This is a genomic window from Marinoscillum sp. 108, from assembly GCF_902506655.1.
GTDB lineage: Bacteria > Bacteroidota > Bacteroidia > Cytophagales > Cyclobacteriaceae > Marinoscillum > Marinoscillum luteum.
Genome location: NZ_LR734817.1, coordinates 211,942 through 235,765, shown reverse-complemented (window position 1 = coordinate 235,765; position 23,824 = coordinate 211,942). Strand labels below are relative to the sequence as shown.

Genomic DNA, 23,824 nt, shown 5'->3' with positions numbered 1-23,824 from the left:
CCAGCACCTTTTGCGATTACAATATCCGGGCAGTAGTAAGCTGGAAAAGTGCCCTTTGGAAAGAGATAGATAAGAAAGTAGATGTTGTGTGAATGTTAAGATTTCGGAATAGATGGGCCATATGTGCTAAAAAAGCTCTTATTTAGGGTTGCCAACTGTGGGGCTGCGTACGGCATTGCAGGTACAGCATCCATGGATTAGTAAAGTCGGATTCAACCAGCGGATAATGGATTTGATTCGAGAAATGGTCAATGTCATAGAACAGGACCGCCCGAAAACTTTTAACCTGCTCATACCGAGAGACTCCAAGCTCAAGAAACTCTATAAGCTTGTGGCTGCTGGTGGATTTTTGGATGATGTCTCGGCTGCACGCCAATTGTACCAGAGTGATCCCGGAGATAAGCGCTTCATCATGCTCAAAGGCAGCCTGATCAATAAGCTTTCGGAGCTTATTCTGGCCACCAACCATTCCGAACTCAACCGCCGAAACTACACCCGCATCAAATTCCAATGTGAGCGCCAGATGACCATTGCCAGGAAGCTGCTGTATGTGAATGTCTATCACAATGCGGAGCGGATCGCCAGTCGGGTGCTGAAAAAGGCTCGTAAATACCACCTGGTAGAAGTAGAGCTGGAGTGTTTTCTGACTTTGCGAAAGGTCAATTACCTGAAAGGCTTCACCGGTGAGGTGGAAAAGCACCAGCAGGCCGTCTCAGAGCTGATAGGGCAGGTCAGGGTGTTGGATGTCTCCAAAGGGCTGGTGCAGGTGGTGCTCTCCGAGACCAAATTTATCCGGTCACAGCGGCGTGAGTTGGTGACCAAATGCGAAAAGCACATGGAAGCACTTTGTGCTTACCATGAGCAATATGAGTCTCCTTTTTTGCGGTTGTATTTTCTGCGGATCGCCCTGGTGGCAGCGCATCAGCGAAATGATTTTGAGGAGTGGGGGAGAGTGCTTGAATTGCTCAAATCACACCTCAGGGAGTATGCACACCTGGAAACGGAGCATGTGATGCTGGAGGTCAATGTCTCCACCCTGAAATACTTCATTGCCACTGCCCGACTCACCCAGGCCAGGCCGGTGCTGAAAAAACTGCTTAAGAGTACTTCCTTTGAAGCCTTTAATCGGTTTGAGGTACTGGTGGAGGAGTTTCAGCTGCTGATGCACCAGGGTGCCTACCGCGAAGCATTGAAGCTACTGGAGACGGTGCACGAGGAGCCCAGGTTTCAGGAGTTGGACAAAATGGATCGTGCAGCCTGGGCCATCAGGTCGGCTTATCTCTTTGTGATCAGCCACATGACCGGCGAGCCCATGAAAGTACCGGGTTTCGATTTCAAAAAACTACATAAATTTTACCACGACTGTGCGCCGGTTTCTAAGGACAAGACGGGTTACAATCTGCAGTTTGTGGTGGTGCGGGTCATCCTCCTGCGGCTGAAAAATACGCTGGAATATGACAATGAAGCCAATAACCTCAAGGTGTATTATCAGCGGTATATCAAGGGGGATGCGCTGCTACGCACCAGGGCCTTCTATCAGTGCTTTGTGCACCTGGTGAAGGAGCGATTTGAAGAAAAGGCATTTTACAGAGAGCGTGATCAACTGATCAAGGGCCTGACGGATCACAATGATCACCTGGAGTATAATGAATTGATCCGGTTCGAACTGCTGACCCTGCTGATGGAGAAACTCACCCGAACCCGAAAGGAGTAGGAGTACATAAATTGCTGTCTAAGCATTTATCTAAAATGAAGATGTGTTTTATGTTTTCATGAACTGTTTTATTTTGCCGAGTAAAGTGTTGTTATGGTAGGTAGGATTATGTTTTTCACCCTTTTCACTTTGACAAGTCTACAAGGGATGACTTTAGGCGACAGTCTGATTTCTGTCAGTCAAGTTTCCTTTAGCTCGGACTTGGAAAAATCTATTTTCGAGAGGCTCTCAGAAAACGAATCGGATTATTTTCCTGGATTATTACTTTTTTCAGGAGCTGATGAAGGTCAGAAAGAACAATGGAGAAAGTCTTATGAAGCGAAGATAAAGGAGTTGCGTCTAATCAAAAAGCCAAAGAAGAATGAAAAGTATGTGAAGAAAGTGTATGAGTTCGTTCATGATGAGTTTTTGAGGAAGTACGAGGCCATTGCTTATTTTCATCAGATTTTTCAGAATGGAGTTTACAATTGTGTATCGGCTTGTGCACTGTATGCTTTGGTTTTCGAAGATTTGGGGATCCCATTTACGGTTAAAGAAACGCCAACACACGTCTACATAGTAGCTTACCCTGAGAGCGAGCAAATCGGTATTGAGACCACTGATCCGATTGGCGGATTCAAAACTTTTAGTTTGGGATTTAGGGAGGCTTTTGTTGGCCAACTGGCTGATCTGAAGCTGATAGATCGATCAGAACTAAATGCTGATGTTAATGTGGTTTTTAATAAATATTACTTTACGGATAGTGATCTGGGAGCAAAGGAACTAATCGGTATTCAATATTATAATCACGGCATTTCCAATCTTCAGGAGCAGAAGTATTATGAAGCTTTTTTAGATTTTCAAAAGGCCTACATTCTTCATCCGACTGAGCAGATTGGTGAGCTTGTGGTGAGCTGTGGAATCCTTGCTATTACCACCGTGGATTACAATGAATGGGCGGATGTAGAATTACTCGGGTTTATAAGCACGATGAATCATCCTAGTGTTGGAAATGCGGAAGTCCTTGGGGAGTTTTCTCGTCTTCTGAATAACCAATTGATAAAGAGGAATGATACTCAGTTTGTTGCAAGGGCGTATCGTTTGATCAGGGAGAAAGCTAGAAATGATGAACTGAAGTCTGATCTGGATTTTTACTATAACTATGAAAATGGGCGTAAACTCTATAATAAGGGGAGTTATAAAAAGTCTTTTCCGTACGTGCTAGAGGCTTTTGCGGCCAATCCCTCTAATCAGGATGCTGAAAACTTATTGGTGAGCAATATTAACAACGCTACAGTTGCGCATTCATTCTCAAGCGATGAAATTTTGGAATTGCTGGAACAACTATATGCTGATTATCCAGAGTTAAATTCCAATGCTCATCTAGGGTCTTTAAGGATGAATTTGTATCTGGAAGCTATGAGAGATGCTTATATTAAAAGTGAGGTGGAAAAAGCTAAAATGTATAAGAAGCGCTTCGAAGAGAATGTGGAGCAATATAAGTATTCCTACTACGAGCATAATGTAGGTAAGGCTTATTCGCAGGGGGTTTCTTACTATTTTAAAAAGGGGTGGTATCAAAGTGCCCGGCAGGTCTTAAATGAAGGCCTTAAATTTGCACCACACAATCAGGAGTTGAAAATGCGAAAATATTGGCTTGATAGAGCCCAGAATTAGAACGAATTATCGATGGCAAGATTGAAAGACTTCTCCACAATGTACTTGTTGCCTGTTGGGGTTTTGAATTCTCCCACAAAATTTAATTTTTCCATGATAATGACCCCAGGTGCAGGAGTGATCACAAGTCTACCTCTATAATTCACTCTTTCCATTTCATCCAGCCTGTAATTGAGAAAAGTGTCCTCAGTTAGTGACCCAATATAATAGGTTCCTCTTCCGGGGTTTTTATCAAAATATACCTCTATTATATATCTGCCATTGAGGTTTATTTGATCTATACCTTTGACAATAAGTTCTGGATAGTGCTTTTTTAGACTTCCTGAGGAGGTGTATTCCTTTAGCCCTTTTCCGGGAAAATTTTCTTTGAATATTGCTTCGGATTCCAGTTTTCCATTCTCGTAGAATCGTTTGAACGGACCATCCTTAACATCATTTTTGTAGCTAATCTCCATTAATGGGTTACCATTCTTATAATATGAAATGGCTTTTATTTTCTCTCCATTTTCGTACTCAAATGCCTTACTGAGAGTTCCGTCCTTTTTGTATATTTTGGCTACTCCGTGCTTTTGTCGAAGCTCATTGACTGTGTAGATAGATTTCAATTCACCATCTGGATAGTAGTTTTTCACTACGTTATCGGCTTCTTCAGCTATTTTGTTTCCTTTGAGGGAGTTAATCTGATCACAGGAAAAAAGAAGACACAGGACAAGAGGAAGAATGAGATTTTTCATGCTGAAAGAACGTTAATCATGTTATGCGGCATGAATTTATAAAATGATAAAGAAGGAATCAAACTACATAAAATCTATCTCTGCCCGGAAGGGAAACTTCATCAGGTATTTGTGGGCATCACCCACGGTCATTTCCTGATTGATGATGCGGTAGAGTGTTTCGGTAATGGGGCACCTCACCTTATAGGTCTGTGAGAGCTCGTTGATGATCCGGATGGTCTTCACCCCCTCGGCCACCTCTTCCATAGATTCTATGATCTGATCGATGGTTTCTCCTTTGGCCAGGCGATTGCCCACGGTAAAATTCCTACTCAGGTGACTGGAGCTGGTAGCCACCAGGTCACCCACACCAGCCAGTCCCAGAAAGGCCTCGGCATTGCCACCCAGGGCCTTGCCGATGTGTACCATTTCCACGAGTCCGCGGCTGATGAAAAGGGCCTTGGCATTTTCACCCAATTCCAGTCCTGCAATGGTGCCAGCGCCCACAGCGATGATGTTTTTTAAAATACCGCAGAGCTCTATCCCAATGAGGTCATTGCTGCCATAGATCAGAAATCGATCATTTTTGAGCAGGTTTTGACCTACCCGGATCACTTCATCGAAGTGACTGGCTACCACAGTAGCTGCGGGTTTTTTCTCACTGATCTCACGGGCCAGGTTGGGGCCCGCCAGACACCCGATGCGCACCACAGAGCTTTCTTCCTTGATCACCTCACTCATCGTACGCACATGCTCACGGGAGAGGGGATTTTGTGCGTCAATTTTTTTAAGGTCCACGTTCAGATCGAAGCCTTTGGTGCCATGAATGAGGATGTGATAGGGCCTTAGGAAAGGCGCCAGTTCTTTCATCATGGCCCGGAAATTGGCAGAAGGGACCACCGGGAAAATCACGTCGCAGGAGGTGCCGATGTACTCCAGATCATTGGTGACTTCTATGTGGTCATGGAGCTTGTGACCGGAGCTCTCTCGCGTGGAGTTGAGCAGCGCTGCCTTTTCAGCAGTGCGTGCGTAGAGAATCACACGCTGGTTTTTTTCGGCCAGGATGTTAGATACGGCGGTACCAAAGCTACCTGCCCCTATGACGCCTATTGGCTTTTCAGATGTGTTTTTCGAGCCCATAGCCTTCCATTCTGTTGTGGTAGTAATACAAAGTATTCATATCCTGAATGATGATCTTATCGCCCTTTTTGATCAATGGACGCTGAGCATGGTACATCCCCACATTGGCCAGACCGTGTACGATGGCCTCATCGGCTTTTTCCTTCAGGTGCTGTGCCGCACCCACTTTTCCTTTTCTTTCCAGCTTCAGTATGCGCTTGCGTAGTTTTTTCCAGGCTTTTTTAAATTCCTCATAGTCCAGAATGAGGTCTTCATCTGGTAGCCTCAGCAGGTTATACAGATCAAGTTTGGGATTTTTCCGCTCCAGCATTTTGAAGGCAGTATATGCCACCAGATGACTGGCAAAAACCCGGTTGTATTTATGATATTCTTCTACCACCCGCTTGGCCAGGATACGCACATATTCCTGCTCGCGCTGTAGATCTACAGTGATCTTGCCTTGCGAAATAAAATAGTCCTTAGGATCAATCGGCTGATTGGCGGCATCCACACTGTTACCTTCATTGTCTACATAGTTGCCCAGGATGTCCATCCCACGGCCTATACTCACTGAGATATTGGAGCCTTTGGTGAAAAACTTGAGCAGAAACGTAGCAATCTTATAGGATGTTGTAAACTCATCGGCCTCCTTGTAATATCGCTCTTGCCCTGTGCGCTTCAGGTGCTCGTTGATGAGTGCAGGTGCCTCCAGTGTGAAGTGATAGTTGATCACTACTGGCACCAAAAAGATCTTTCGGGCAGGCTTTTCCGGTGTTTCCTCCTGATACATGATCCGCTGCGCCTCTATGGCGGTGCTCATCAGACCCAGTTTTAGTGCTTTTTCTATTTGACCGGAGCGTGAGCGGGTGCCCCCAGGGAAAAACAGACTGTGACAGCCCCTTCTGAGTGCCTGACTGGAGTACGTCTTGAGGGTTTCCAGATACACGGGATTTTTCTTTCTGCGGTCTACCTTATAGGCCCCCAGGCTATTCATGAAGTAGGCAAATATTTTCAGGTTGAAGAGGTTGAGCCCTGCGCCGTAGATGAATGCCGGTAACCCCAGAAACTGAATCACCCAGCCAATGAGGATAGAATCGAGGTTGCTGAAGTGTGTAGGCACCATCACCACGGTGCCCCTTTTGGCCAGCTCGCGAATGTGCTCGGGCTCACCTACTATGTTGATTTTGTCATCCAGGTCCAGCTGTCTGCTGAAGAGTGACGCAAAGCCTTTGACCCTCGTGGCATTGAGCAGCCGTGCAAAGCCAAAGGTGATAAACCCGCGTGCGAAGCGGTATGAATTCTTTTTGAAATTGCCGGAGATTTCTTCAGCATACCGGCGAATGATCTCGGTGAGCAAGCCCTCCTCTACGGCTTTGGCTTCTTCCGGTGGCAGTGCGCTGCTGTCACTGAGCCTGTCCTGCACACTTTTCCAGAATGATTTCTCATCCTTAGGGTCTACCCTCCACGGGTTGGCTTTGATGCGGAGTTTTTCCCTGTATACGGTCATTTCCAGCTCTTCCCGCAGGGATCTGCCACGGGTGATGTGCTTCAGGTTGTTGAAAGACTCGGTGGTTACTTCCTCTATAAATTGCTTTCGGTCCTTGGCCAGCTGCACGATTGGCCACTGCTTTGTCCGGGGTATAATTTCAGAATATCTGGCTTTCTGTCTTCTCATTCACAGGAGATTGTAATCAACTTAATCTACGGGTGCTGTTTTTTATGGATGCAAGTTAGGGATAAATGCTACATCAGTTCTAAAAAGTGGAAGCCTTTACCCACAAAGACGCATTTTCCGCCCACTTTCACTGCTGTGATGTTCCCCTGGCTGTCCACATCCGCATCCAGATGAAGCTTGCTGCGTCGTCCCATCTCACATCCCTGTAGGCTCAGTATAGGTCCGGATACCAGCTGGTGTTTGGTCAGGTAGCTGATGAGCGGGCCGTTGGCAGAGCCGGTAGCCGGGTCTTCCAGTATACCTACTTCAGGGCCAAACATCCGGCCTTGCACATCGCCCTCTTTCACTCCGGTTTTGGTGAAGGTGTAAACAATTGATTTATTGAATTCTGAGCGAAGGTTGTCCCACAGATGCGGTCTGAATCTGATTTTCCCCAGCGCTTCCACCGACTTTAGGGGTACAATGAGCGTGTTGTTTCCACAGGAAACCTCCTCGATGGGCAGATCATCCAGGTCCTCGATATCCAGAGAAAGCAGCTCAGCCACTTGCCAGGCTTTTTCGTTGTGCGTTGGCCCGAAAACGGGTAGCGGATGATGCATCGTGACCATGGCCGGGTGATGGTCTTCAAACTCCACAAACACATCCACAGCACCTATGGGTTGGTTCAGCGTGATTTTTAATGATCCTTCTTTTGCAAGATTATGCATCCTGGCCATGTAATATGCCGTACCTACTGTGGGATGTCCGGCAGTAGGCAATTCTTTTTCGGGAGTGAAAATTCGCATGGAGTAGTTGCTGTTTTCCTTTGGGGGAAAAAGAAAAACCGTTTCGGACAGGTTCATTTCTCTGGCTATCTTCTGAAACAGGTGCTCATTGATTGCACTGGCATCTGGAAAAATCGCCAGCGGGTTTCCACCATATTTTTCGTCTGTAAAGACGTCCAAAAGATAATACTCAGCTTGTTTGATGCTCATAGAGGGATTTGATAAAAAACGAAGTAAACTAAAAAACCCTTTGAGTATAACAAAAGGTTAGATCACAAATAAACAGATTTGTAATGCAGTTGTGAGATGTTAATATTGCAGCTGGATAATTCACATGCCCATACAACTCAAAGATATACAAGAGCCGGTAGCTGCGGAAATGTCAGAATTCGAACAGAAGTTTCGAAAGAGCATGCGCAGCAATGTGATGCTGCTTGATAAAATCACCAGTTACATCGTGCGTCGCAAGGGTAAGCAGATGCGCCCTTTGTTTGTGTTTCTGAGTGCCGGAGCGGCTGGCGGCATCAATGAGTCCACTTATAGGGGAGCTTCGCTGATCGAACTGCTGCACACCGCCACCCTGGTGCACGACGATGTGGTGGATGATTCCCACTATCGCCGTGGCTTCTTTTCAGTCAATGCCCTTTGGAAAAATAAGATTGCCGTATTGGTAGGTGACTTTTTGCTCTCCAGAGGATTGTTGCTTTCGCTCAATAACGACGATTTTGATTTGCTCAAGATCGTCTCCAATGCGGTGAAAGAGATGAGTGAAGGTGAGCTGCTGCAAATGGAGAAGGCCCGAAAGCTGGACATCACCGAAGAAGTATATTATGACATCATTCGCCAGAAAACAGCCAGTCTGATCACCGCTTGCTGCAGGGTTGGGGCCTCTTCTGCCGGAGCAGATCCGGAGGTGATCGAGCGCATGACCCAGTTTGGAGAAAATGTGGGGATGGCCTTTCAGATCAAAGATGATCTGTTTGATTACGGCACCTTCGAAATAGGGAAGCCCACGGGCATAGACATTAAAGAAAAGAAAATGACCCTGCCGCTGATCTACGCCCTTAATCAGGTGGGTAGGTCCGAGAAGAAGCGAATCCGTAGGATGATCAAAAGAAGTGCAGATGAGCCTAAGCTCGTCAACGAAGTAATTGACTTTGTGAAAGCCTCCGGAGGAATCAAGTATGCCACGGATGTGATGACTGATTATCATCAGAAAGCCAATAAATTATTGGCTGAATTGCCCGAATCGACCTACCGGACCTCTCTGGAGCAGCTGGTGCAGTTTACCATAGACCGCACCAAGTAGTCTGATCGGAGAGGTTAAAGTATTGAAATTCAATGCATAAAAATGCGATTTTGGTTTTAAACCCTCCCTCATTTGTTAACTTTGCGCACTCAAACCGGTTGATAAAGTCGGTATAATGTCAGGTTGCAGCTGCTATTGATCCATTCCGGAGTGCCTAGTGTCTTTGTCTGGCCAGATAAAAATTTCAAAAAAACCAATAACAACAATTATGAGTATTGCAAAAGCGAATGATACCGTGAAGGTACATTACACCGGAAAGCTTACTAGCGGACAAGTATTTGATTCTTCGTTGGAGCGTGATCCACTTCAGTTTACCGTAGGTGGAGGCCAGATGATCAAAGGCTTTGACGAGGCTGTAAATGGAATGGCCATCAGCGAGAAAAAAACCGTAACGATCCCTTCAGCGGAGGCTTATGGTGATAGAAATGATGAGTTGATCCAGAAAGTGCCCCGCACTGAGCTACCTGCTGATATGAAGCCCGAGGCTGGTCAGACATTGGTAGCTACCAATGACAATGGTCAGCAGACTCACGTGATCGTGCAAGAAGTGACTGAGGAAGCCATCACCATTGACGCCAATCACCCGTTGGCTGGTCAGGATTTGATCTTCGAGATCGAACTTGTGGAGATCGTATAGTCATCAGAAATATTAAGCGTAATCAAGCCTCATCTGGTCTCAGATGAGGTTTTTTTGTGCGAGATTATCTATTGAGTTATGTTTGAATTGCACTAAATGACTAACTAATGAAGAATAACACAGCCTTATTTGTAATGATCTCTTTGCTTACCATCACCAGCCTCTATGGCCAATATCAGGAACCAACCAAAAGCGCTCAATATGAAGCGGGATTGCTGCTCCAAAAGTTTTCAAAGCAATATTTTGCAGGTACGGCTTTGGTGGGGGGAGGCTATTTATTCACGACCCTTGCTCTATCTGGCAATCAGCCCAATGAACCTATGGTCATCGCTGGCTCCTTGATGGCTTTATGCGGAGCAGTGGTAATGATCGCCAGCCATGGTCAAATTGGCAAAGCCGGAGAGAAGTTGATGATTTCCAGCCAATCACTCAGCTATACAGATCAAAAAGTGAATAGTTTAGGGATAAGGTGGAAGATAGGTTCACGTAAGCAGCATGGTCTCCTGGCGGGCAATTAGGGCCGGATTTTGATGATTTCCTTAATGAGCAACTTTTTCCGGATGCCTTGAAGGCGGGTAGTGGTATTTTCGTTTCCATAGCCTCCTAAACTGTCGCTCGTCGTGAAATCCGCACTCTCCCGCGATATACTTCTGAGTATAGTTGGGATTGTGCAGGAGGTGGGCTGCCAGTTCCAGTCTCATCACATCCTTATAATCCTGAATGGTCAGTCCTGCGTGTTTCTTGAAAAGCCTGGTAAGGTTTCGTTCACTCACACAGAACTCCTCCGCGAGTTCCGAGAGTGTTGGGTTTTCATTGATGTGGTTGATCAGATAGTTCTGCACCTGGTGTATGGTGGGATTGAAATGTGTGCGGTAGTCCAGATAATAACTCTTTTGACTTTCTGTGCCACTTCTGCGGACGTACACCACCATTTCTCGGGCCACATGAGCTGCTGTGAGTGGGCCACAAATTGCTTCAATGATGGACAGGGACATGTCTATCCCGGAGGTCATACCCGCGCTGGTATAGATCCGTCTGTCTTCTTCGAAAATCTTGTTGGCCTGCACCCTGGTTTTGGGATAGGCCTGCTGTATATAATCGATACACTTCCAGTGGGTGGTACAGCGAATATGGTCCAGCAGACCTGCCTTTGCCAGAACCAGCGCACCCGAGCATACAGAGGCGATGGAAACCCCCTCGTGGTGACAATCTTTTAGCCAGGAAAAGAGCCTGGTTTCGGCTTCAGACACGGGCTGCTCCCTATAGCTCGCGAAATCAATGCCCGGGAGAAAAATATAATCCTCCCGGGTGAGTTCCAGATGGGTAAAATCTTCCAGGCCACCCAATTGAAGCCCTTGCTCACTTATCGTGTCGGTTTTTAAACCGGCATACCTGAGTTCAAAGGTGTTTTTATGTAACTGATCAGCCTCATAAAAGACCTGAGCCGGACCTGCCAGATCCTGAAGGTGCACTTTTGGTAATATGAGGAAGACAATTTTTCTTTTACTCATTGACCAGCATATTGAGTTTTCATTTGCTCCAACATCTTGGTGGCATTGGTGTTTTCGGGGTTGAGCTTCAGTGATTTGTTGTAGTACTTTCGGGCCATCGGGTAATCTTCAGATTTCAGATACCCTTCTGCCAGGCTGTCCCACGCATTCCATGACTCTGGGTAGGCTTTTACAATGAGCTGAAAAATACCAAGGGCTGTATCTATCTCTGGGCCGTACAGGTACTTATATCCCAGTATATTGAGTGAGCCTTCACCGAAAATTTTCCATCCGGGGTACTTTTTCTGCCAGGTTTCGAAGGATTCGCTGGCTGCAGCAATACCATTTTCTTTGATGAGATTGATAAACTCTTCCTCGGTAGGAGGGGTGTCATTTTTACCGGTCTTTCGAGCTACTTCCGTCATGCGATCAAAAGGGATAATTGACCATGGATACAGCTCGCTAAGCCGCCTGAATACCATTAGGCTGAGCTCTGACTGGTTGTTTTCCAGCAACTCGTCACCATAGGCTTCCAGCTCACCAAAATCTACCATCTCTGCGGTCACGTTGCTAAGTTCTCTTTCAAAGCCTGAAAAATCCGACTTCATTCCGTCGCGACTTTTGGTGGTGACTGACATGCTTTTGAGTTTTTTGATGGCTTCATTTTCGTAGGCCATGAGCCCCTTGTCTGGCGACCAGTGGTCATACTCCATATACCTCGCTACCCCTTTGGCGGCTTTGAGTCCGGCTATGCGTTGGATCATGTGCAATGCCCCTTCGGTGCCAGAAGACACCCCGCCTGACGTAATAATATGCCCATTGTCCACAAATTTCTCTTCTTCTATGACGGTGATGTTGGGGTATCCGCTTTTCAGCGATGCGATGGATCCGTGGTGGGTGGTGGCTTTGAGTCCATCCAGTAGCCCCAATCTGGCCGGCACAAAAGCTCCGGTACATACTGTCAGCAGGTTGTCGGTTTTTGGTTCCAGCTCTTTCACCCAGGCCATGAATTTTGCATCGTTGAGCAGCACACCGGTTCTTCCTCCCGGGATCACCAGGATGTCGATCGGTGGTGCGTCATCAATGGAGTAATTGGGATTGATGCTCAGAAAGGTTTGGCTGACCACCGGTTCTTTGGAGGGTGCCACAGTGAATACATTAATATTGGCCACATCGTTGGATCGGGCTGCAGCTGCAAATACTTCGCCAGGGCCGGCAAAGTCAAAAAGCTCTACACCTTCGTGAACCACGATGGCCACATTGTAGGTTCTTTTCTGCTGTGCATCAGCCGCACTAAATTGGCTTAATAGTGCCAGTGAGATCAGGTAGTGAAGGGAGTTGGGACGCATATTTCAATAATTTAAGCATTTAAATGAATTTGAAATATGTTTACGGGCATTTTGATTGTTCATTCAATAATGACCCGTATCACCCTATAGTTGGCCGGATACGTCCGATAAGGTCTTAAAAATAAGAAGAAACTCCAAACTGTATCCCCGCAATGGCTGCTGGTGGATTGCCCAATATGTCCTGCTGCTTCATCATGCGATAATTGAGTCGGATGACTGTCTGGGCTGTAGGCCTGAAGCTCACTGCGGGTACAATGGCCCAAATGTCATCGGAGATGTTTTCACCTGTTTCCCGAAAGCTGCCAACATTCCAGTCGACATACTCCAGACGGCAGGCGATATTGAGTGTTGCATTGTTGAACCCCAAAATGGTTCTGGTAAAAACAGGCTGAACAATGTCAATGAATCCTCCGTGTTGCCTGTTGCCAAATTGCTGACTGTATGATGACGGTACGTCCACCCATATCCATGCATATTCGCCTACCAGGTAGGTTTTCGTAAGTGGTAATGTGGCATTGAAGTCCACCGCCCATACATCAAGCCGCCGTTTATTTTCCAGGATAAGGCCATCCTCCGTGTGCGTATTGTAGATACCTCCCATGTAGGAGAAACCAATCTCATTATTCTTGTATCTCAATGCTGTTTTTAAGGTGATCAGAGGCTCGCCATTGTTGGTTTCCTCAAACCGGTCCGCATTCGTTTTGGAGGCAGGCAGAAAGGTTCGGTTTTGATCATTTTCAATGATCGAGTTGTTAAAACCATTGGTGAGGTATCCTTCATAGCCGAATGCCCAATCGTTTTGGTAGTGCTTGCCATAAACACCAAATCCCACGTTGCTCCAGGTGGCAGGTAGCATTTGTTCCGCACTGAGTGGCCTGTCTACAAACTCCCACTTAGGGCCATCGTGGTTTTGATTGAAAGCGCCAATTGGGTTCATGATTACACCACCACGGAGGTTAAACAGCGGGTGAAAATTGAAATCGAGCGCCGCAAACTCTATGGCGATCTCTTTGCCACCCTCTTCCAGTTCCAGTTCGGTTAGAAACTTGATTTTCTGATGTATGGCGGAAGACATGAAGATCGTCAGTCGCGGTATTCTGAATGAATGTCCTTCTGTGAGGCCATCCTCACCCATATACTGATAGTCTGCTTCTATATATCCGCCTACCGCCACAGGGGTTTTTCCCACCTGCAAAAAGGGCCTGTTGTAGACAGCATCCATATTCATACCGGTGATGCTGGAGTCTTTTGGTGCTTTTTTTAGCAATGAGCCATCCACCTGGGCCCAGGTGGATAATGTACAAAAGAGTAAAGTGATGCTGTATAAATGTCTCATCGTAGGTCTATTTTGATTTGGTTGAGGTCTGCAGTGACGGGAAAGATTCTCAGTGGCTGATCCGCAGGTCCGTTTTGTAATGCACCGGTATTGGAAAATTCACTGCCGTGGGCGGGGCATTGTAGTCGGTCGCCATAGGCCTGGAGCTCCGTGCCCTGATGGGTACATCTCATCCAGATGGCGGTATATTCGTTTTCTGAAAACCTGTAAACACATATGGGGTAGCTCAGCTCTTCATTCTGAACGATGATGTATTTCCTGTATTTCTCCTTTTTTTCATTGAAAAACTCACTTAAAGGAATGAGGAGAAAGGAGTCGGAAATGGGAACATTGATGTGCCGCGTGCCTACACAGCCAGCCAGAAGACTAGCGCCGCTCATGAGGCTCAGGCACCCGATTCCGCAGGTTTTGATAAATTCTTTTCGTTTCATACCTATAGAGATTCCAGAAATTTTAAAAGCGCCTCTTGATCACTTTCCGCAAGGGCCTGAAACGCCAGCTTACTTTGCTCTGCTTCACCACCGTGCATATTGATGGCTTCAGCAATGCTTTTGGCCCTGCCATCATGCATCAGGAAGTATTGACCTCCCTGCGAGTTGGGCGATAGACCCAGGCCCCAAAGCGGAGGAGTTCGCCACTCATAAGTCTCGGCGCTGCCTTCAGTGACGCCATCATCCAGCTCAGGGCCCATGTCGTGTAGGAGTAGGTCTGTATAGGGATAAAAAAGCTTGTTGGATAGGGCTTCGATATCTGAGGAGGGTGTCTTCCATTCGGGGATATGGCAGCCTGAACAATTGATGTTTTCGAAGATTTTTCGTCCGGATGTGATGATCGACTCCTGAGCGTTTCTGGGGATAGGTGCCTTGAGTGTTCGCAGGTAAAAAACCACATCTCGCACCGTCTTGTCGCTTACCTCAGGGTCCAGCGTGAGGCCGGTGTAGGTATCTGTGGGCTCGAAGGTAGAGGTGATCCCCATGTCCTGGTTGTAGGCGCTCACGGTCTGGTGAAGGAGGTCCACTGCTGCTGCTTTTTTTCCAAATCGGCCTATGATTTTTCCATTGAGTGGAGAGTGAAACCACTGCTGTTCAAAATAGGGGGGTGGACTAACGTAATTGGGCACTCCGGAGATGCCGTCATTGTCCAGGTCATCGGGATCAGCATTGTCCAGGATTTGCGCATCCGTGATAGCTGAGAGCAGTCCCAGTCCGGTGACGGCCGGTGGTGTGAAATTCATATAAGGTGTGCCTTCTGGAATTCGTTCAGGTTCGAAACCAGGGAGTGCCCGGTGTTGTAGTTGCGGAGCACCGGGTGACTGATGAGGGGTGTCGGGTGCGGTTTGCCCAAACCTGGTGAGGGTGGTGAAGGGATGACCTTTGCCATCACCTGCATGGCAGCTACCACAGGAAGTGGCGACAAAGAGTGGGCCCAGGCCATTTAGGGCAGTGAAGACTTCATCATTAAAAGCGATATCACCCGCAAGGAATTGCCGGTTTTGGGCGGGGGTGAGCTCAGTCATCGGGCCATCCAGTAGTTCACTTTCTTCAGGGGCTGGTGGGATGAGGCTTTCACAGCTTCCCAGTAGGATCATGCAGCAGATGGTGATAAGAAGTTGAGAGTGCTTCATTTTTAAAGTATTTAGAATTACAATATTATAAATTTAGACTTGTCTAAAAAAATAATAAAGCAGATTACTTTAATTTTTTATTGGATATCTAATCGAATGCGATGAGGTTAGAGGGAAAGGAGCCTGGGGGTGAGGGAATTATTTCTCTTTTAAAGACTAATATTATTAGTTTTAATGCTAAAAATATTAGATTTGTGAACTATGAATTCTATTCTGCATCTGGATCTTGATACGTTCTTTGTCTCTGTGGAGCGACTAAAGAATAGTGCGCTTGTGGGGAAGCCTGTGTTGATCGGGGGCACGAGCGATCGGGGCGTGGTAGCGGCCTGTAGTTATGAAGCCAGGCGGTTTGGAGTGCACTCGGCGATGCCTATGAAGTTGGCGAGGGCGCTGTGTCCGGAGGCCATTATTGTGCGGGGAAATTCGGCTGATTACACTAAGCACTCCAAAATGGTAACTGATATTATTCAGGAGGCTGTGCCAGTGCTGGAGAAGAGTTCGATCGATGAGTTTTATGTGGATCTTACTGGTATGGATAAGTTCTTTGGGGCCTGGAAAATGGCCACTGAGCTACGTACCCGCATCGTGAAGGAGTCGGGGTTGCCCATCTCCTTTGGCCTTTCGGAAAACAAGACTGTCTCCAAGGTAGCGACCAATGAGGCCAAGCCCAATAACCATCTGAGGATAGATTACGGTCAGGAAAAGCCTTTTTTGGCCCCTCTGTCTGTGAAAAAAATTCCAATGGTGGGAGATAAGACTTACAGCAAACTGATGAGTCTGGGGGTGCGGAAGATCTACACGCTGCAGCAGATGTCGGTAGATCTGATGGAGCGGGCTTTTGGGGCCAATGGGGTGACCATTTGGCGCAAAGCCAACGGAATTGATTACTCCAAGGTAGTGCCTTACTCTGAGCGAAAATCGATCTCCACGGAGCGCACCTTTGATCGGGATACCATCGATGTGGTAAAACTCAAAGGAATACTGGTGGCGATGACGGAGAACCTCGGGTTTCAACTGAGGCGGGGAGAGAAGCTTACTTCCTGCATCACCGTGAAGGTGCGCTATTCGGATTTCAACACCTACACACTGCAGGCGAAAATTCCTTATACAGCAGCGGATCATGCGCTAATCCCCAAAGCATTGGATTTGTTTGATCGGTTGTACAATAAGCGGTTGCTGGTGCGACTCATTGGGATTCGCATGAGCGACCTGGTCAATGGTTTTTATCAGATCGATTTATTTGATGACAGTGAGGAGCAGCTCAACCTCTACCATGCCATGGATGCCATCCGTGACAGGTATGGGGATCGGTCTGTGATGCGGGCCTCGGGTATGCTGGCCAAGACCATTGGTAGGTGGAACCCTTTCACGGGGGAACCACCGCCGCTGCTCGCCAATAGGAGGAGGTAGAATGTTCTCTCATGGGGACGAGAGATGTGTAAAAATAATTTTAAAACGTTTTATCTTTAAACTAGCATGGCCACTCCATATAAAGTAAAGGAATCCCGAATTGATGATATTTCGCTTCTCGAGCCAGAGGCTATTTACTCCTATGCTGATTATCTGAAGTGGACTTTTGAGGAGCGCGTGGAGCTGATCAAGGGGAAGCTTTTTAAGATGTCTCCTGCACCACGGAGGACTCATCAGGAGATAGATTCCAGGCTTCATGTTGAAATCGGCACTTTTTTGAAAGGAAAATCCTGCCACTTGTATTCTGCTCCGTTTGATGTTCGTTTTCCTAATCTCACCAATGATCCGGATGATCAGACCTTCACGGTTGTGCAACCCGATCTATGTGTAGTTTGTGATCCTGCCAAGCTGGATGATGCCGGGTGCAAAGGCGCACCAGATTTGGTAGTAGAGATTCTTTCTCCGACCACAGCGTCCAAAGATCTCAATGAAAAGTATCGCCTCTATGAAGAGCATGGTGTGAAAGAGTACTGGGTAGTATATCCTGGTGAAAACGTACTGGAGATCTATGAGCTCATAGATGGAAAATACATCTCTCGTGGCAAGTTTGTACGGGAGGATCAGGTGCGATCAAATGTGCTGAAGGGGCTTGTGCTCAATCTGGAGGATGTGTTTGAAGAGGTGGGCTAGATAAAATTTAATCAATTAAGAAAATGGCCACTCCATACAAAGTAAAGGAATCCCGAATTGATGATATTTCGCTTCTTGAGCCGGAGGCCACTTACTCCTATGCTGATTATCTGAAGTGGACTTTTGAGGAGCGCGTGGAGCTGATCAAGGGGAGGCTTTTTAAGATGTCTCCTGCACCACGGAGGACTCATCAGGAAATCGCAGGGGCCATTTTTACGGAGGTGCACCATTTCTTGAAAACAAAGAATTGCAGGGTTTACCATGCTCCGTTTGATGTTCGCTTTCCCAGTAATCAGGGAGATAAGGATAATCAGACTTTTACAGTAGTTCAGCCAGATATATGTGTAGTTTGTGATCCTGCCAAGCTGGATGATGCCGGGTGCAAAGGCGCACCAGATTTGGTAGTAGAGATTCTTTCTCCGACCACAGCGTCCAAAGATCTCAATGAAAAGTATCACCTCTATGAAGAGCATGGTGTGAAGGAGTACTGGGTAGTATATCCTGGTGAAAACGTACTGGAGATCTATGAGCTCATAGATAGGAAATACATCTCTCGTGGCAAGTTTGTGCGGGAGGATCAGGTGCGATCAAATGTGCTGAAGGGGCTTGTGCTCAATCTGGAGGATGTGTTTGAAGAGGTGAGCTAGGATGTAAATGCTAATAACAATAGTTTATTACTAAAATTATTAGATTTACATGTGCTTAATGTCCATTCATATTTCAGTTTCAAATACGGTCTACTATCAATTGACAAACTGATGGAGTGGGCTATGCGTAATCATGTACGCACGCTGGCGCTTACTGATATTAATAGCACTGCCGGTAGTCTGGAGTTTGTCCGTCAGGCGCAGAAGCAGGGTATCCGGCCTCTCCTGGGGGTAGATTTCAGAAATGGTGCTGAGCAGCAGTTTGTGGCCATAGCCAGAAATAATGCCGGGTTTCAGTCGATCAATACTTTTTTGTCTAAGCACCTGCATACAGGTGCACCCATTCCTGCTTTCACCGACGAGTTACAGGATTGTTTTGTGATCTATCCTCAGACCAATATCCCCACTCGTGAACTGCAGCCGTACGAATACCTGGCGATAAAACCTCGTGAGGTGACCCGGATCAGGTTTCTGAGTAAGTTGCCCCGCGAAAAATTGATTGCCTGCCCAGTGTATACTTTGCCGGAGGAGGGGGACTTTGAGCTGCACTGTGTGTTGCGTGCCATAGACCTCAATACACTGGTGAGTAAGTTGGCTGACACTGATACGGCGCATAAAGAGGACGTTTTTTTAACTAAAAAACAGCTTACGGACTATTATCAGGAGCTGCCAGAGGCTTTTGAAAACCTGAAAACGGTCATCCAATCGAGCTGTATAGACTTCACTTTGGGGGCTGAAGCCACTTCTCAGAATTTGAAAACATGGACAGGTAGTCAGGACTCTGATTATCAGAAAGTACGGGAACTGAGTCTTGCCGGGTTATCCTACCGTTATGGAGATTCACCCTCTTTTACCATCAGGAGGCGTGTCATCACAGAGCTGAGGGTGATCCGGCAGATGGGTTATTTGTCTTATTTTCTCATCAGTTGGGATATTGTAAAATATGCCCGGGATCAAGGGTATTTTTATGTAGGTCGTGGGAGTGGAGCCAATAGTGTGGTGGCTTACCTGCTGCGCATTACAGATGTGGACCCCATTGAACTTGACCTGTATTTTGAGCGATTTATTAATCTTTTCAGGAAGAGCCCACCAGACTTTGATATGGATTTTTCCTCGTGGGACAGGGAGGATGTGACCCGTTATATTTTTGAAAGGTACGAAAATGTGGTGCTTTTGGCTACACACAGCACCTTTCAGTGGCGGGCGGTGATCAGGGAGGTGGGAAAGGTCTTTGGGGTACCTCCTTATGAGATAGAGCGGCTCCAAAAGACACCTGAGCAGAATCTGGACCATCATGCGCGGCTCATTCTCACCTACGGTGACCGGCTATCGGGTTTCCCCAGCCACCTGAGTGTGCACGCTGGCGGCATCATCATCTCTGAGCGGCCTATCCACTACTATACGGCTACTTCGTTGCCGCCCAAGGGCTTTCCACTTACCCATTTTGATATGCACATAGCTGAAGATGTGGGATTGTACAAATTTGATGTGCTGGGGCAGCGGGGCCTGGGGAAAATCAAGGATGCCCTGGAGATCATTCGTGAAAATCAGCCTGACAGGCTGCCCATAGATATCCATGACATCAAATTATTCAAGGAAGATGAATTGGTAAAGATCAATCTGCGGGAGGCCAAGGCGATTGGGTGTTTTTATGTAGAGTCTCCGGCTATGCGTATGCTGCTGACCAAGTTGCGGGCAGAAGATTACCTCACCCTGGTGGCGGCCAGTTCTATTATCCGGCCGGGAGTGGCCAAGTCAGGGATGATGCGGGAGTATATCTTGCGATTTCGGATTCCCGAAAGGAGGAAAGAGGCTCACCCGGTGCTTTGGAAGATCATGCCCGATACCTATGGGATCATGGTGTATCAGGAGGATGTGATCAAAGTGGCACACTATTTTGCGGGACTCACACTGGCAGAGGCTGATGTGTTGCGCAGAGGGATGTCTGGCAAGTACCGGTCTCGTGAAGAATTTCAGCAGGTACGGGATAAGTTTTTTGCCAACTGTGAGGCCAGGGGGTATGAGCCCGCTGTGAGTGCGGATGTGTGGCGGCAGATCGAAAGTTTTGCGGGCTATGCTTTTGCCAAAGGGCACTCAGCGTCCTATGCCATTGAGAGCTACCAGAGTATGTTTCTGAAGTCGCACTATCCGCTGGAGTTTATGGTGGCTGTGATCAACAATGGTGGTGGTTTTTATAGCCGGGAACTGTATATCCATGAGGCCCGTATGCATGGAGCTGATATCCAGTTGCCGTGTATTAATACGAGTGAAAACGAGACGATTATCAGGGGGAAGACGATTTATTTGGGTCTGAACTTCATCAAAGAGCTGGAATATCATAAGGTACATGAGGTGCTCATGGACCGGCAGAAGAAGGGGGCATTTTTGTCGGTGGATGATTTTGTGAAACGAGTAAGTATCTCGCTGGATCAGCTGAGTTTGCTGATCCGCATTGGTGCGTTTCGGTTTACGGGCAAGGATAAGAAGGCGCTGCTGTGGCATGCGTATTTTCTGCTGGGTAATACAGGTAAGAGTCAGAATAAACCTTCACTTTTCGATCCGCCAGTGAAGAAATATAAGCTTCCTGAAATCGAGCATGAAGCAATAGAGGACGTCTACGACGAGGTGGAGTTGTTGGGCTTTCCGCTGGAGAGTCCCTTTAACCTGCTGAGTGAAAAACGAAATGATTGTGTGCCTGCCAGCAAACTCCCGCTGCATATCAATAAGGTGGTGCTGGTGATGGGCTACTTGGTAGCCACCAAGCATACCAGTACATCTAAAGGTGATCGAATGTACTTTGGGACGTTTTTGGATGAGGACGGGGAGTTTATTGATACAGTGCATTTTCCGCCTGTGGCTAAAAAGTTTTCCTTTACGGGCAAAGGCATCTACCTCATGCGGGGAAAGGTGATGGAGGAGTTTGATGCGATAAGTCTGGAGGTGAATGCTATGAAGCGACTGAAGTATATGACGATGGAGGTGTAGGCTATCAGTAACCCAACTCAAAAGGATTTTGAATCGTGAGGGTGTCGATTTTTTGGCTGTGGGTAAGATCCTCAGATAACAGAGTAGAACAGTTGGCTTGATGAGCTGCACTTACGATCAGGGAGTCCCAAAAGGTGAGTTGATTATTGATCTGTATGTCAATGGCGGTATTTATTGTGGTCATATTATTCACCACAAGTTCGAAGCTGCCGAAATAACTGAAGTAACTTTTTAGTTTTAGCGGGGATACACCAAGTTTTCGGGTGAGCGTATTGTAGAATTCCTGAACTACCTGAGTGCTCCAAACCATTACGTGATCTTTTTCCAGTGAACTGAGTAGTTTGTTACAGTGAATTCTTTTTTCTGGTTCATCAGTGCTGAATAGGTAGATGAGCACATTGGTGTCTATGAACACTTTACCTTTCATAGAGGTCATCTCGGTTGAACGAATAAGACTTTGTCTTTACACCAAGTGTGGTAATAGAATTTTCAATTGCCGGGAAGTCACTGTTTCCTTCTATGGTGTTTTTAAGCAATGTCCTTACCATGTTGTTAATGGTAGTTCCATTTTTTTTGGCGTACTCACGGCTTTTTTGGAGTAGCTCATCGGGTATGGAGAGCGTTATGTTTTTCATGGCACACGTATTATGTGTAAGTTATAACATTCAATCAAAATCAAAGGTTTCCAATCAATAATTTGAAGTGCGTCGGAGTGTTCTCTAAAAAAAAACACCCCCACACTGATCGCAGATCAGCGCGGGGGTGTTTTTCATTTTCTTTGGATTTGATTTATATCGCTTTGCTGGCGATGTACCGTTCTACCAGGTCTTCCAGCACATTAAGGGGTACTGCACCGCTGGTCAGTACTACATCGTGAAATTCGCGCAGATCAAAAGCATCGCCCATCTCTGTTTGTGCTTTTTCCCTAAGCTCAAGAATTTTCAGCATTCCTATTTTGTAAGCCGTAGCCTGTGAAGGCATCACGATGTGTCGCTCTACCATACGCACACACTCCCGCTCACTGCCGGAGGTATTGGTCTGATAGTAGGCTATCCCTTCATCGCGGGTCCATTTTTTGGAGTGGATACCAGTGTCCACTACTAGTCGGCAGGCTCTCCAAAGTTCCATGGCCAGTCTGCCATAGTCAGAGTAAGGATTGGCATACATGCCCATTTCTTTGGGTATATACTCACAGTACAGACCCCAGCCTTCTACATAGGCAGTGTAGCCTCCATATTTTCTAAACTTGGGAATGCCGGTGAGCTCCTGAGAAATACTCCTGTCCATATGATGACCGGGGATTCCCTCATGGTAAGCCAGGGCTTCCATCTCATACTTAGGCATATTCTTCGTGCTGGAGAGGTTGGCATAATAAGTACCCGGACGTGAGCCATCAGGTGCCGGAGCCTGGTAGAAGGCTTTGCCCGCTGATTCTTCGCGGAAAGCTTCGACACGTTTCACTGTAATGTCGGCTTTGGGTTTGGTCAGGAATAGATTATCCAGTTGCTGACGCATGTTGTCTATGATGGTGGTGGCACTGTCTATGTAGGCCACTTTACCTTCGTCGGTATCTGGGTAGTAAAACTGAGCGTCAGTTTTTAGAAATTCGAAGAAGTCCTGTAGCTCTCCTTCAAAATTCACCTGCTTCATGATCTCACGCATCTCGCCATGGATCCGCGCCACTTCCTTCAGGCCTATTTCATGAATCTCAGCGGAGGTCAATTCGGTTGTGGTGGTTCTTTGGAGGGCGTTGTTATAAAAAGCTTCACCATTCGGAAATTTCCAGGCACCGTCATCACTGGTAGCACGGGTCTCCTGCTCCTGAAGGAAAGCAATGAGTTTTTCGTAGGCAGGTTTTACTGTGTTGATCAGTGCATCCTCAGCACCAGCCAAAAGTACTTTCTTAGCCTCTGCATCCAGCTCGATGGACTCCACTTTACCAGAGAAGTCGGCATAGATGGCATTCTGTTCTGCACTTTTGTCTATCGGTGTCCCACTGATGATATTGGCGCATGCTTCCAGTACTCGTGGGTAGACAAATTTGGGAGGTATGATGCCCAAATCTTCCCTGGTTTTAAGGTTGACGATGAGCTGATCAAAAAGCTGATCCACGCCATTGAGTCGAGCCACATAGGCAGCAGCATCACTGGAGTCTGCTATGCTGTGGATGTTGATGAGCATGGAGGCCACCATCGTGTGAGTGCCGCGCATCTGATGTACGGGATAGTTATACTGACGGTATTTGAAATCAGCAATGGAGTTTTCGGCGTCCATTTTGAAAAGATCATAACTGAGTTTGGACTGATAGTCCAGGGCGTCATAGTTGATGCTATCAAGGAGGTATTGGAGGTTAGCTTTGGTGAATTCTAATTCTTTTTGCTCCATCTCGTCGGAGATGTCATCCCACTTACCATAATCTTTTTTGATACCCAGGTAAGATTGATACACGGGATAGCGATCTACCATTTCATCGAAGGCTTGATCGAAAAAAGTGAGGGCTTTTTCTGATTCAGCGGCAATCTCTTCCGATGTGTAGATTTTTTCAGCCTGAGGAGAACAAGCCCACATGGTCACAATGAGTAGGAGCAATGGGGTGTTGCGCAATATTATTTTCATAAGGTTTTTTGATTTAATGAGCTGTAAAGTAATGATTATTGGCTGTTTTAAGGGGCTTTATTGGATGAGTTGATGTGACTTTTTGATGAG

21 protein-coding genes are annotated in these 23,824 nt (G+C 46.7%); 9 read left to right on the top strand and 12 right to left on the bottom strand.

Annotation, left to right across the window (positions count from 1 at the left end):
* Nucleotides 1-226 precede the first annotated feature (226 nt).
* Nucleotides 227-1,714 (top strand): hypothetical protein, encoded by a 1,488-nt coding sequence (locus tag GV030_RS18330; protein WP_159584814.1) that lies wholly within the window; start codon nucleotides 227-229, stop codon nucleotides 1,712-1,714.
* Between the two features lie 147 nt (nucleotides 1,715-1,861).
* Nucleotides 1,862-3,370, top strand: coding sequence for a hypothetical protein (locus GV030_RS18325; protein ID WP_159584813.1), 1,509 nt, complete (start codon nucleotides 1,862-1,864; stop codon nucleotides 3,368-3,370).
* Here GV030_RS18325 and GV030_RS18320 read toward each other — a convergent pair.
* The 4 genes from GV030_RS18320 to GV030_RS18305 all read right to left on the bottom strand — a co-directional run bounded on the left by GV030_RS18320 (nucleotide 3,367) and on the right by GV030_RS18305 (nucleotide 7,851).
* Nucleotides 3,367-4,104, bottom strand: a complete 738-nt coding sequence (locus GV030_RS18320; protein WP_159584812.1) for a toxin-antitoxin system YwqK family antitoxin — start codon at nucleotides 4,102-4,104, stop codon at nucleotides 3,367-3,369. The genes GV030_RS18325 and GV030_RS18320 overlap by 4 nt on opposite strands.
* A 63-nt stretch (nucleotides 4,105-4,167) precedes the next feature.
* Entirely contained in the window at nucleotides 4,168-5,223 is a 1,056-nt protein-coding gene (locus GV030_RS18315; protein ID WP_159584811.1) for an NAD(P)H-dependent glycerol-3-phosphate dehydrogenase, read from the bottom strand.
* Entirely contained in the window at nucleotides 5,201-6,877 is a 1,677-nt protein-coding gene (locus tag GV030_RS18310; protein WP_159584810.1) for a 1-acyl-sn-glycerol-3-phosphate acyltransferase, read from the bottom strand. Before GV030_RS18310 ends, GV030_RS18315 begins: the two co-directional genes overlap by 23 nt.
* Before the next feature lie 68 nt (nucleotides 6,878-6,945).
* Nucleotides 6,946-7,851 carry a PhzF family phenazine biosynthesis protein gene (locus tag GV030_RS18305; protein WP_159584809.1) on the bottom strand — a complete coding sequence of 302 codons (906 nt, stop codon included), beginning with the start codon at nucleotides 7,849-7,851 and terminating at the stop codon, nucleotides 6,946-6,948.
* Nucleotides 7,852-7,975: 124 nt separating this feature from the next.
* Between GV030_RS18305 and GV030_RS18300 the strand changes: the two genes are divergently transcribed.
* The 3 genes from GV030_RS18300 to GV030_RS18290 all read left to right on the top strand — a co-directional run bounded on the left by GV030_RS18300 (nucleotide 7,976) and on the right by GV030_RS18290 (nucleotide 10,105).
* Complete coding sequence (locus tag GV030_RS18300) at nucleotides 7,976-8,950, top strand: polyprenyl synthetase family protein (protein WP_159584808.1); 975 nt, start codon at nucleotides 7,976-7,978, stop codon at nucleotides 8,948-8,950.
* Nucleotides 8,951-9,158: 208 nt separating this feature from the next.
* Nucleotides 9,159-9,587, top strand: a complete 429-nt coding sequence (locus GV030_RS18295) for a peptidylprolyl isomerase (RefSeq protein WP_159584807.1) — start codon at nucleotides 9,159-9,161, stop codon at nucleotides 9,585-9,587.
* Between the two features lie 107 nt (nucleotides 9,588-9,694).
* Nucleotides 9,695-10,105, top strand: a complete 411-nt coding sequence (locus tag GV030_RS18290) for a hypothetical protein (protein WP_159584806.1) — start codon at nucleotides 9,695-9,697, stop codon at nucleotides 10,103-10,105.
* A 21-nt stretch (nucleotides 10,106-10,126) separates the two neighbouring features.
* Here GV030_RS18290 and GV030_RS18285 read toward each other — a convergent pair whose 3' ends face one another.
* The 5 genes from GV030_RS18285 to GV030_RS18265 all read right to left on the bottom strand — a co-directional run bounded on the left by GV030_RS18285 (nucleotide 10,127) and on the right by GV030_RS18265 (nucleotide 15,386).
* Nucleotides 10,127-11,098, bottom strand: a complete 972-nt coding sequence (locus tag GV030_RS18285; RefSeq protein ID WP_159584805.1) for a GlxA family transcriptional regulator — start codon at nucleotides 11,096-11,098, stop codon at nucleotides 10,127-10,129.
* Entirely contained in the window at nucleotides 11,095-12,426 is a 1,332-nt protein-coding gene (locus GV030_RS18280; protein ID WP_159584804.1) for a DJ-1/PfpI family protein, read from the bottom strand. Before GV030_RS18280 ends, GV030_RS18285 begins: the two co-directional genes overlap by 4 nt.
* Before the next feature lie 115 nt (nucleotides 12,427-12,541).
* Nucleotides 12,542-13,762, bottom strand: a complete 1,221-nt coding sequence (locus GV030_RS18275; protein WP_159584803.1) for a hypothetical protein — start codon at nucleotides 13,760-13,762, stop codon at nucleotides 12,542-12,544.
* Nucleotides 13,759-14,193: a ubiquinol-cytochrome c reductase iron-sulfur subunit gene (locus GV030_RS18270; protein ID WP_159584802.1), complete on the bottom strand. Its 435-nt coding sequence runs from the start codon at nucleotides 14,191-14,193 to the stop codon at nucleotides 13,759-13,761. The genes GV030_RS18275 and GV030_RS18270 overlap by 4 nt, the downstream gene beginning before the upstream one ends.
* Nucleotides 14,194-14,195: 2 nt before the next feature.
* Nucleotides 14,196-15,386 (bottom strand): di-heme oxidoredictase family protein, encoded by a 1,191-nt coding sequence (locus tag GV030_RS18265; protein ID WP_159584801.1) that lies wholly within the window; start codon nucleotides 15,384-15,386, stop codon nucleotides 14,196-14,198.
* 201 nt (nucleotides 15,387-15,587) lie between these two features.
* Here GV030_RS18265 and dinB point away from each other — a divergent pair, with 201 nt between their 5' ends.
* The 4 genes from dinB to GV030_RS18245 all read left to right on the top strand — a co-directional run bounded on the left by dinB (nucleotide 15,588) and on the right by GV030_RS18245 (nucleotide 21,118).
* Complete coding sequence (gene dinB, locus GV030_RS18260; protein ID WP_159584800.1) at nucleotides 15,588-16,796, top strand: DNA polymerase IV; 1,209 nt, start codon at nucleotides 15,588-15,590, stop codon at nucleotides 16,794-16,796.
* Between the two features lie 66 nt (nucleotides 16,797-16,862).
* Nucleotides 16,863-17,486 (top strand): Uma2 family endonuclease, encoded by a 624-nt coding sequence (locus GV030_RS18255; RefSeq protein WP_159584799.1) that lies wholly within the window; start codon nucleotides 16,863-16,865, stop codon nucleotides 17,484-17,486.
* Between the two features lie 23 nt (nucleotides 17,487-17,509).
* Entirely contained in the window at nucleotides 17,510-18,133 is a 624-nt protein-coding gene (locus GV030_RS18250; RefSeq protein ID WP_159584798.1) for a Uma2 family endonuclease, read from the top strand.
* Nucleotides 18,134-18,184: 51 nt separating this feature from the next.
* The gene (locus tag GV030_RS18245; RefSeq protein ID WP_159584797.1) at nucleotides 18,185-21,118 is read left to right on the top strand and encodes a DNA polymerase III subunit alpha; all 2,934 of its coding nucleotides are present in this window, start codon (nucleotides 18,185-18,187) and stop codon (nucleotides 21,116-21,118) included.
* Nucleotides 21,119-21,122: 4 nt separating this feature from the next.
* Here GV030_RS18245 and GV030_RS18240 read toward each other — a convergent pair whose 3' ends face one another.
* The 3 genes from GV030_RS18240 to GV030_RS18230 all read right to left on the bottom strand — a co-directional run bounded on the left by GV030_RS18240 (nucleotide 21,123) and on the right by GV030_RS18230 (nucleotide 23,734).
* Nucleotides 21,123-21,545, bottom strand: a complete 423-nt coding sequence (locus tag GV030_RS18240) for a PIN domain-containing protein (RefSeq protein WP_159584796.1) — start codon at nucleotides 21,543-21,545, stop codon at nucleotides 21,123-21,125.
* On the bottom strand, nucleotides 21,535-21,753 hold the full coding sequence (locus tag GV030_RS18235) for a DUF6364 family protein (RefSeq protein ID WP_159584795.1): 219 nt from the start codon (nucleotides 21,751-21,753) through the stop codon (nucleotides 21,535-21,537). Before GV030_RS18235 ends, GV030_RS18240 begins: the two co-directional genes overlap by 11 nt.
* A gap of 154 nt (nucleotides 21,754-21,907) precedes the next feature.
* Complete coding sequence (locus GV030_RS18230) at nucleotides 21,908-23,734, bottom strand: DUF885 family protein (protein ID WP_159584794.1); 1,827 nt, start codon at nucleotides 23,732-23,734, stop codon at nucleotides 21,908-21,910.
* Nucleotides 23,735-23,824: the final 90 nt, after the last annotated feature.

Coding starts and splice junctions, on each gene's coding strand:
- GV030_RS18275 (WP_159584803.1), bottom strand. CDS start 13,762: ATGAGACATTTATACAGCATCACTTTACTCTTTTGTACATTATCCACC.
- GV030_RS18265 (WP_159584801.1), bottom strand. CDS start 15,386: ATGAAGCACTCTCAACTTCTTATCACCATCTGCTGCATGATCCTACTG.
- GV030_RS18250 (WP_159584798.1), top strand. CDS start 17,510: ATGGCCACTCCATACAAAGTAAAGGAATCCCGAATTGATGATATTTCG.
- GV030_RS18235 (WP_159584795.1), bottom strand. CDS start 21,753: ATGAAAAACATAACGCTCTCCATACCCGATGAGCTACTCCAAAAAAGC.
- GV030_RS18325 (WP_159584813.1), top strand. CDS start 1,862: ATGACTTTAGGCGACAGTCTGATTTCTGTCAGTCAAGTTTCCTTTAGC.
- GV030_RS18255 (WP_159584799.1), top strand. CDS start 16,863: ATGGCCACTCCATATAAAGTAAAGGAATCCCGAATTGATGATATTTCG.
- GV030_RS18280 (WP_159584804.1), bottom strand. CDS start 12,426: ATGCGTCCCAACTCCCTTCACTACCTGATCTCACTGGCACTATTAAGC.
- GV030_RS18290 (WP_159584806.1), top strand. CDS start 9,695: ATGAAGAATAACACAGCCTTATTTGTAATGATCTCTTTGCTTACCATC.
- GV030_RS18285 (WP_159584805.1), bottom strand. CDS start 11,098: ATGAGTAAAAGAAAAATTGTCTTCCTCATATTACCAAAAGTGCACCTT.
- GV030_RS18230 (WP_159584794.1), bottom strand. CDS start 23,734: ATGAAAATAATATTGCGCAACACCCCATTGCTCCTACTCATTGTGACC.
- GV030_RS18300 (WP_159584808.1), top strand. CDS start 7,976: ATGCCCATACAACTCAAAGATATACAAGAGCCGGTAGCTGCGGAAATG.
- GV030_RS18310 (WP_159584810.1), bottom strand. CDS start 6,877: ATGAGAAGACAGAAAGCCAGATATTCTGAAATTATACCCCGGACAAAG.
- GV030_RS18320 (WP_159584812.1), bottom strand. CDS start 4,104: ATGAAAAATCTCATTCTTCCTCTTGTCCTGTGTCTTCTTTTTTCCTGT.
- GV030_RS18315 (WP_159584811.1), bottom strand. CDS start 5,223: ATGGGCTCGAAAAACACATCTGAAAAGCCAATAGGCGTCATAGGGGCA.
- GV030_RS18305 (WP_159584809.1), bottom strand. CDS start 7,851: ATGAGCATCAAACAAGCTGAGTATTATCTTTTGGACGTCTTTACAGAC.
- GV030_RS18270 (WP_159584802.1), bottom strand. CDS start 14,193: ATGAAACGAAAAGAATTTATCAAAACCTGCGGAATCGGGTGCCTGAGC.
- GV030_RS18330 (WP_159584814.1), top strand. CDS start 227: ATGGATTTGATTCGAGAAATGGTCAATGTCATAGAACAGGACCGCCCG.
- GV030_RS18240 (WP_159584796.1), bottom strand. CDS start 21,545: ATGAAAGGTAAAGTGTTCATAGACACCAATGTGCTCATCTACCTATTC.
- dinB (WP_159584800.1), top strand. CDS start 15,588: ATGAATTCTATTCTGCATCTGGATCTTGATACGTTCTTTGTCTCTGTG.
- GV030_RS18295 (WP_159584807.1), top strand. CDS start 9,159: ATGAGTATTGCAAAAGCGAATGATACCGTGAAGGTACATTACACCGGA.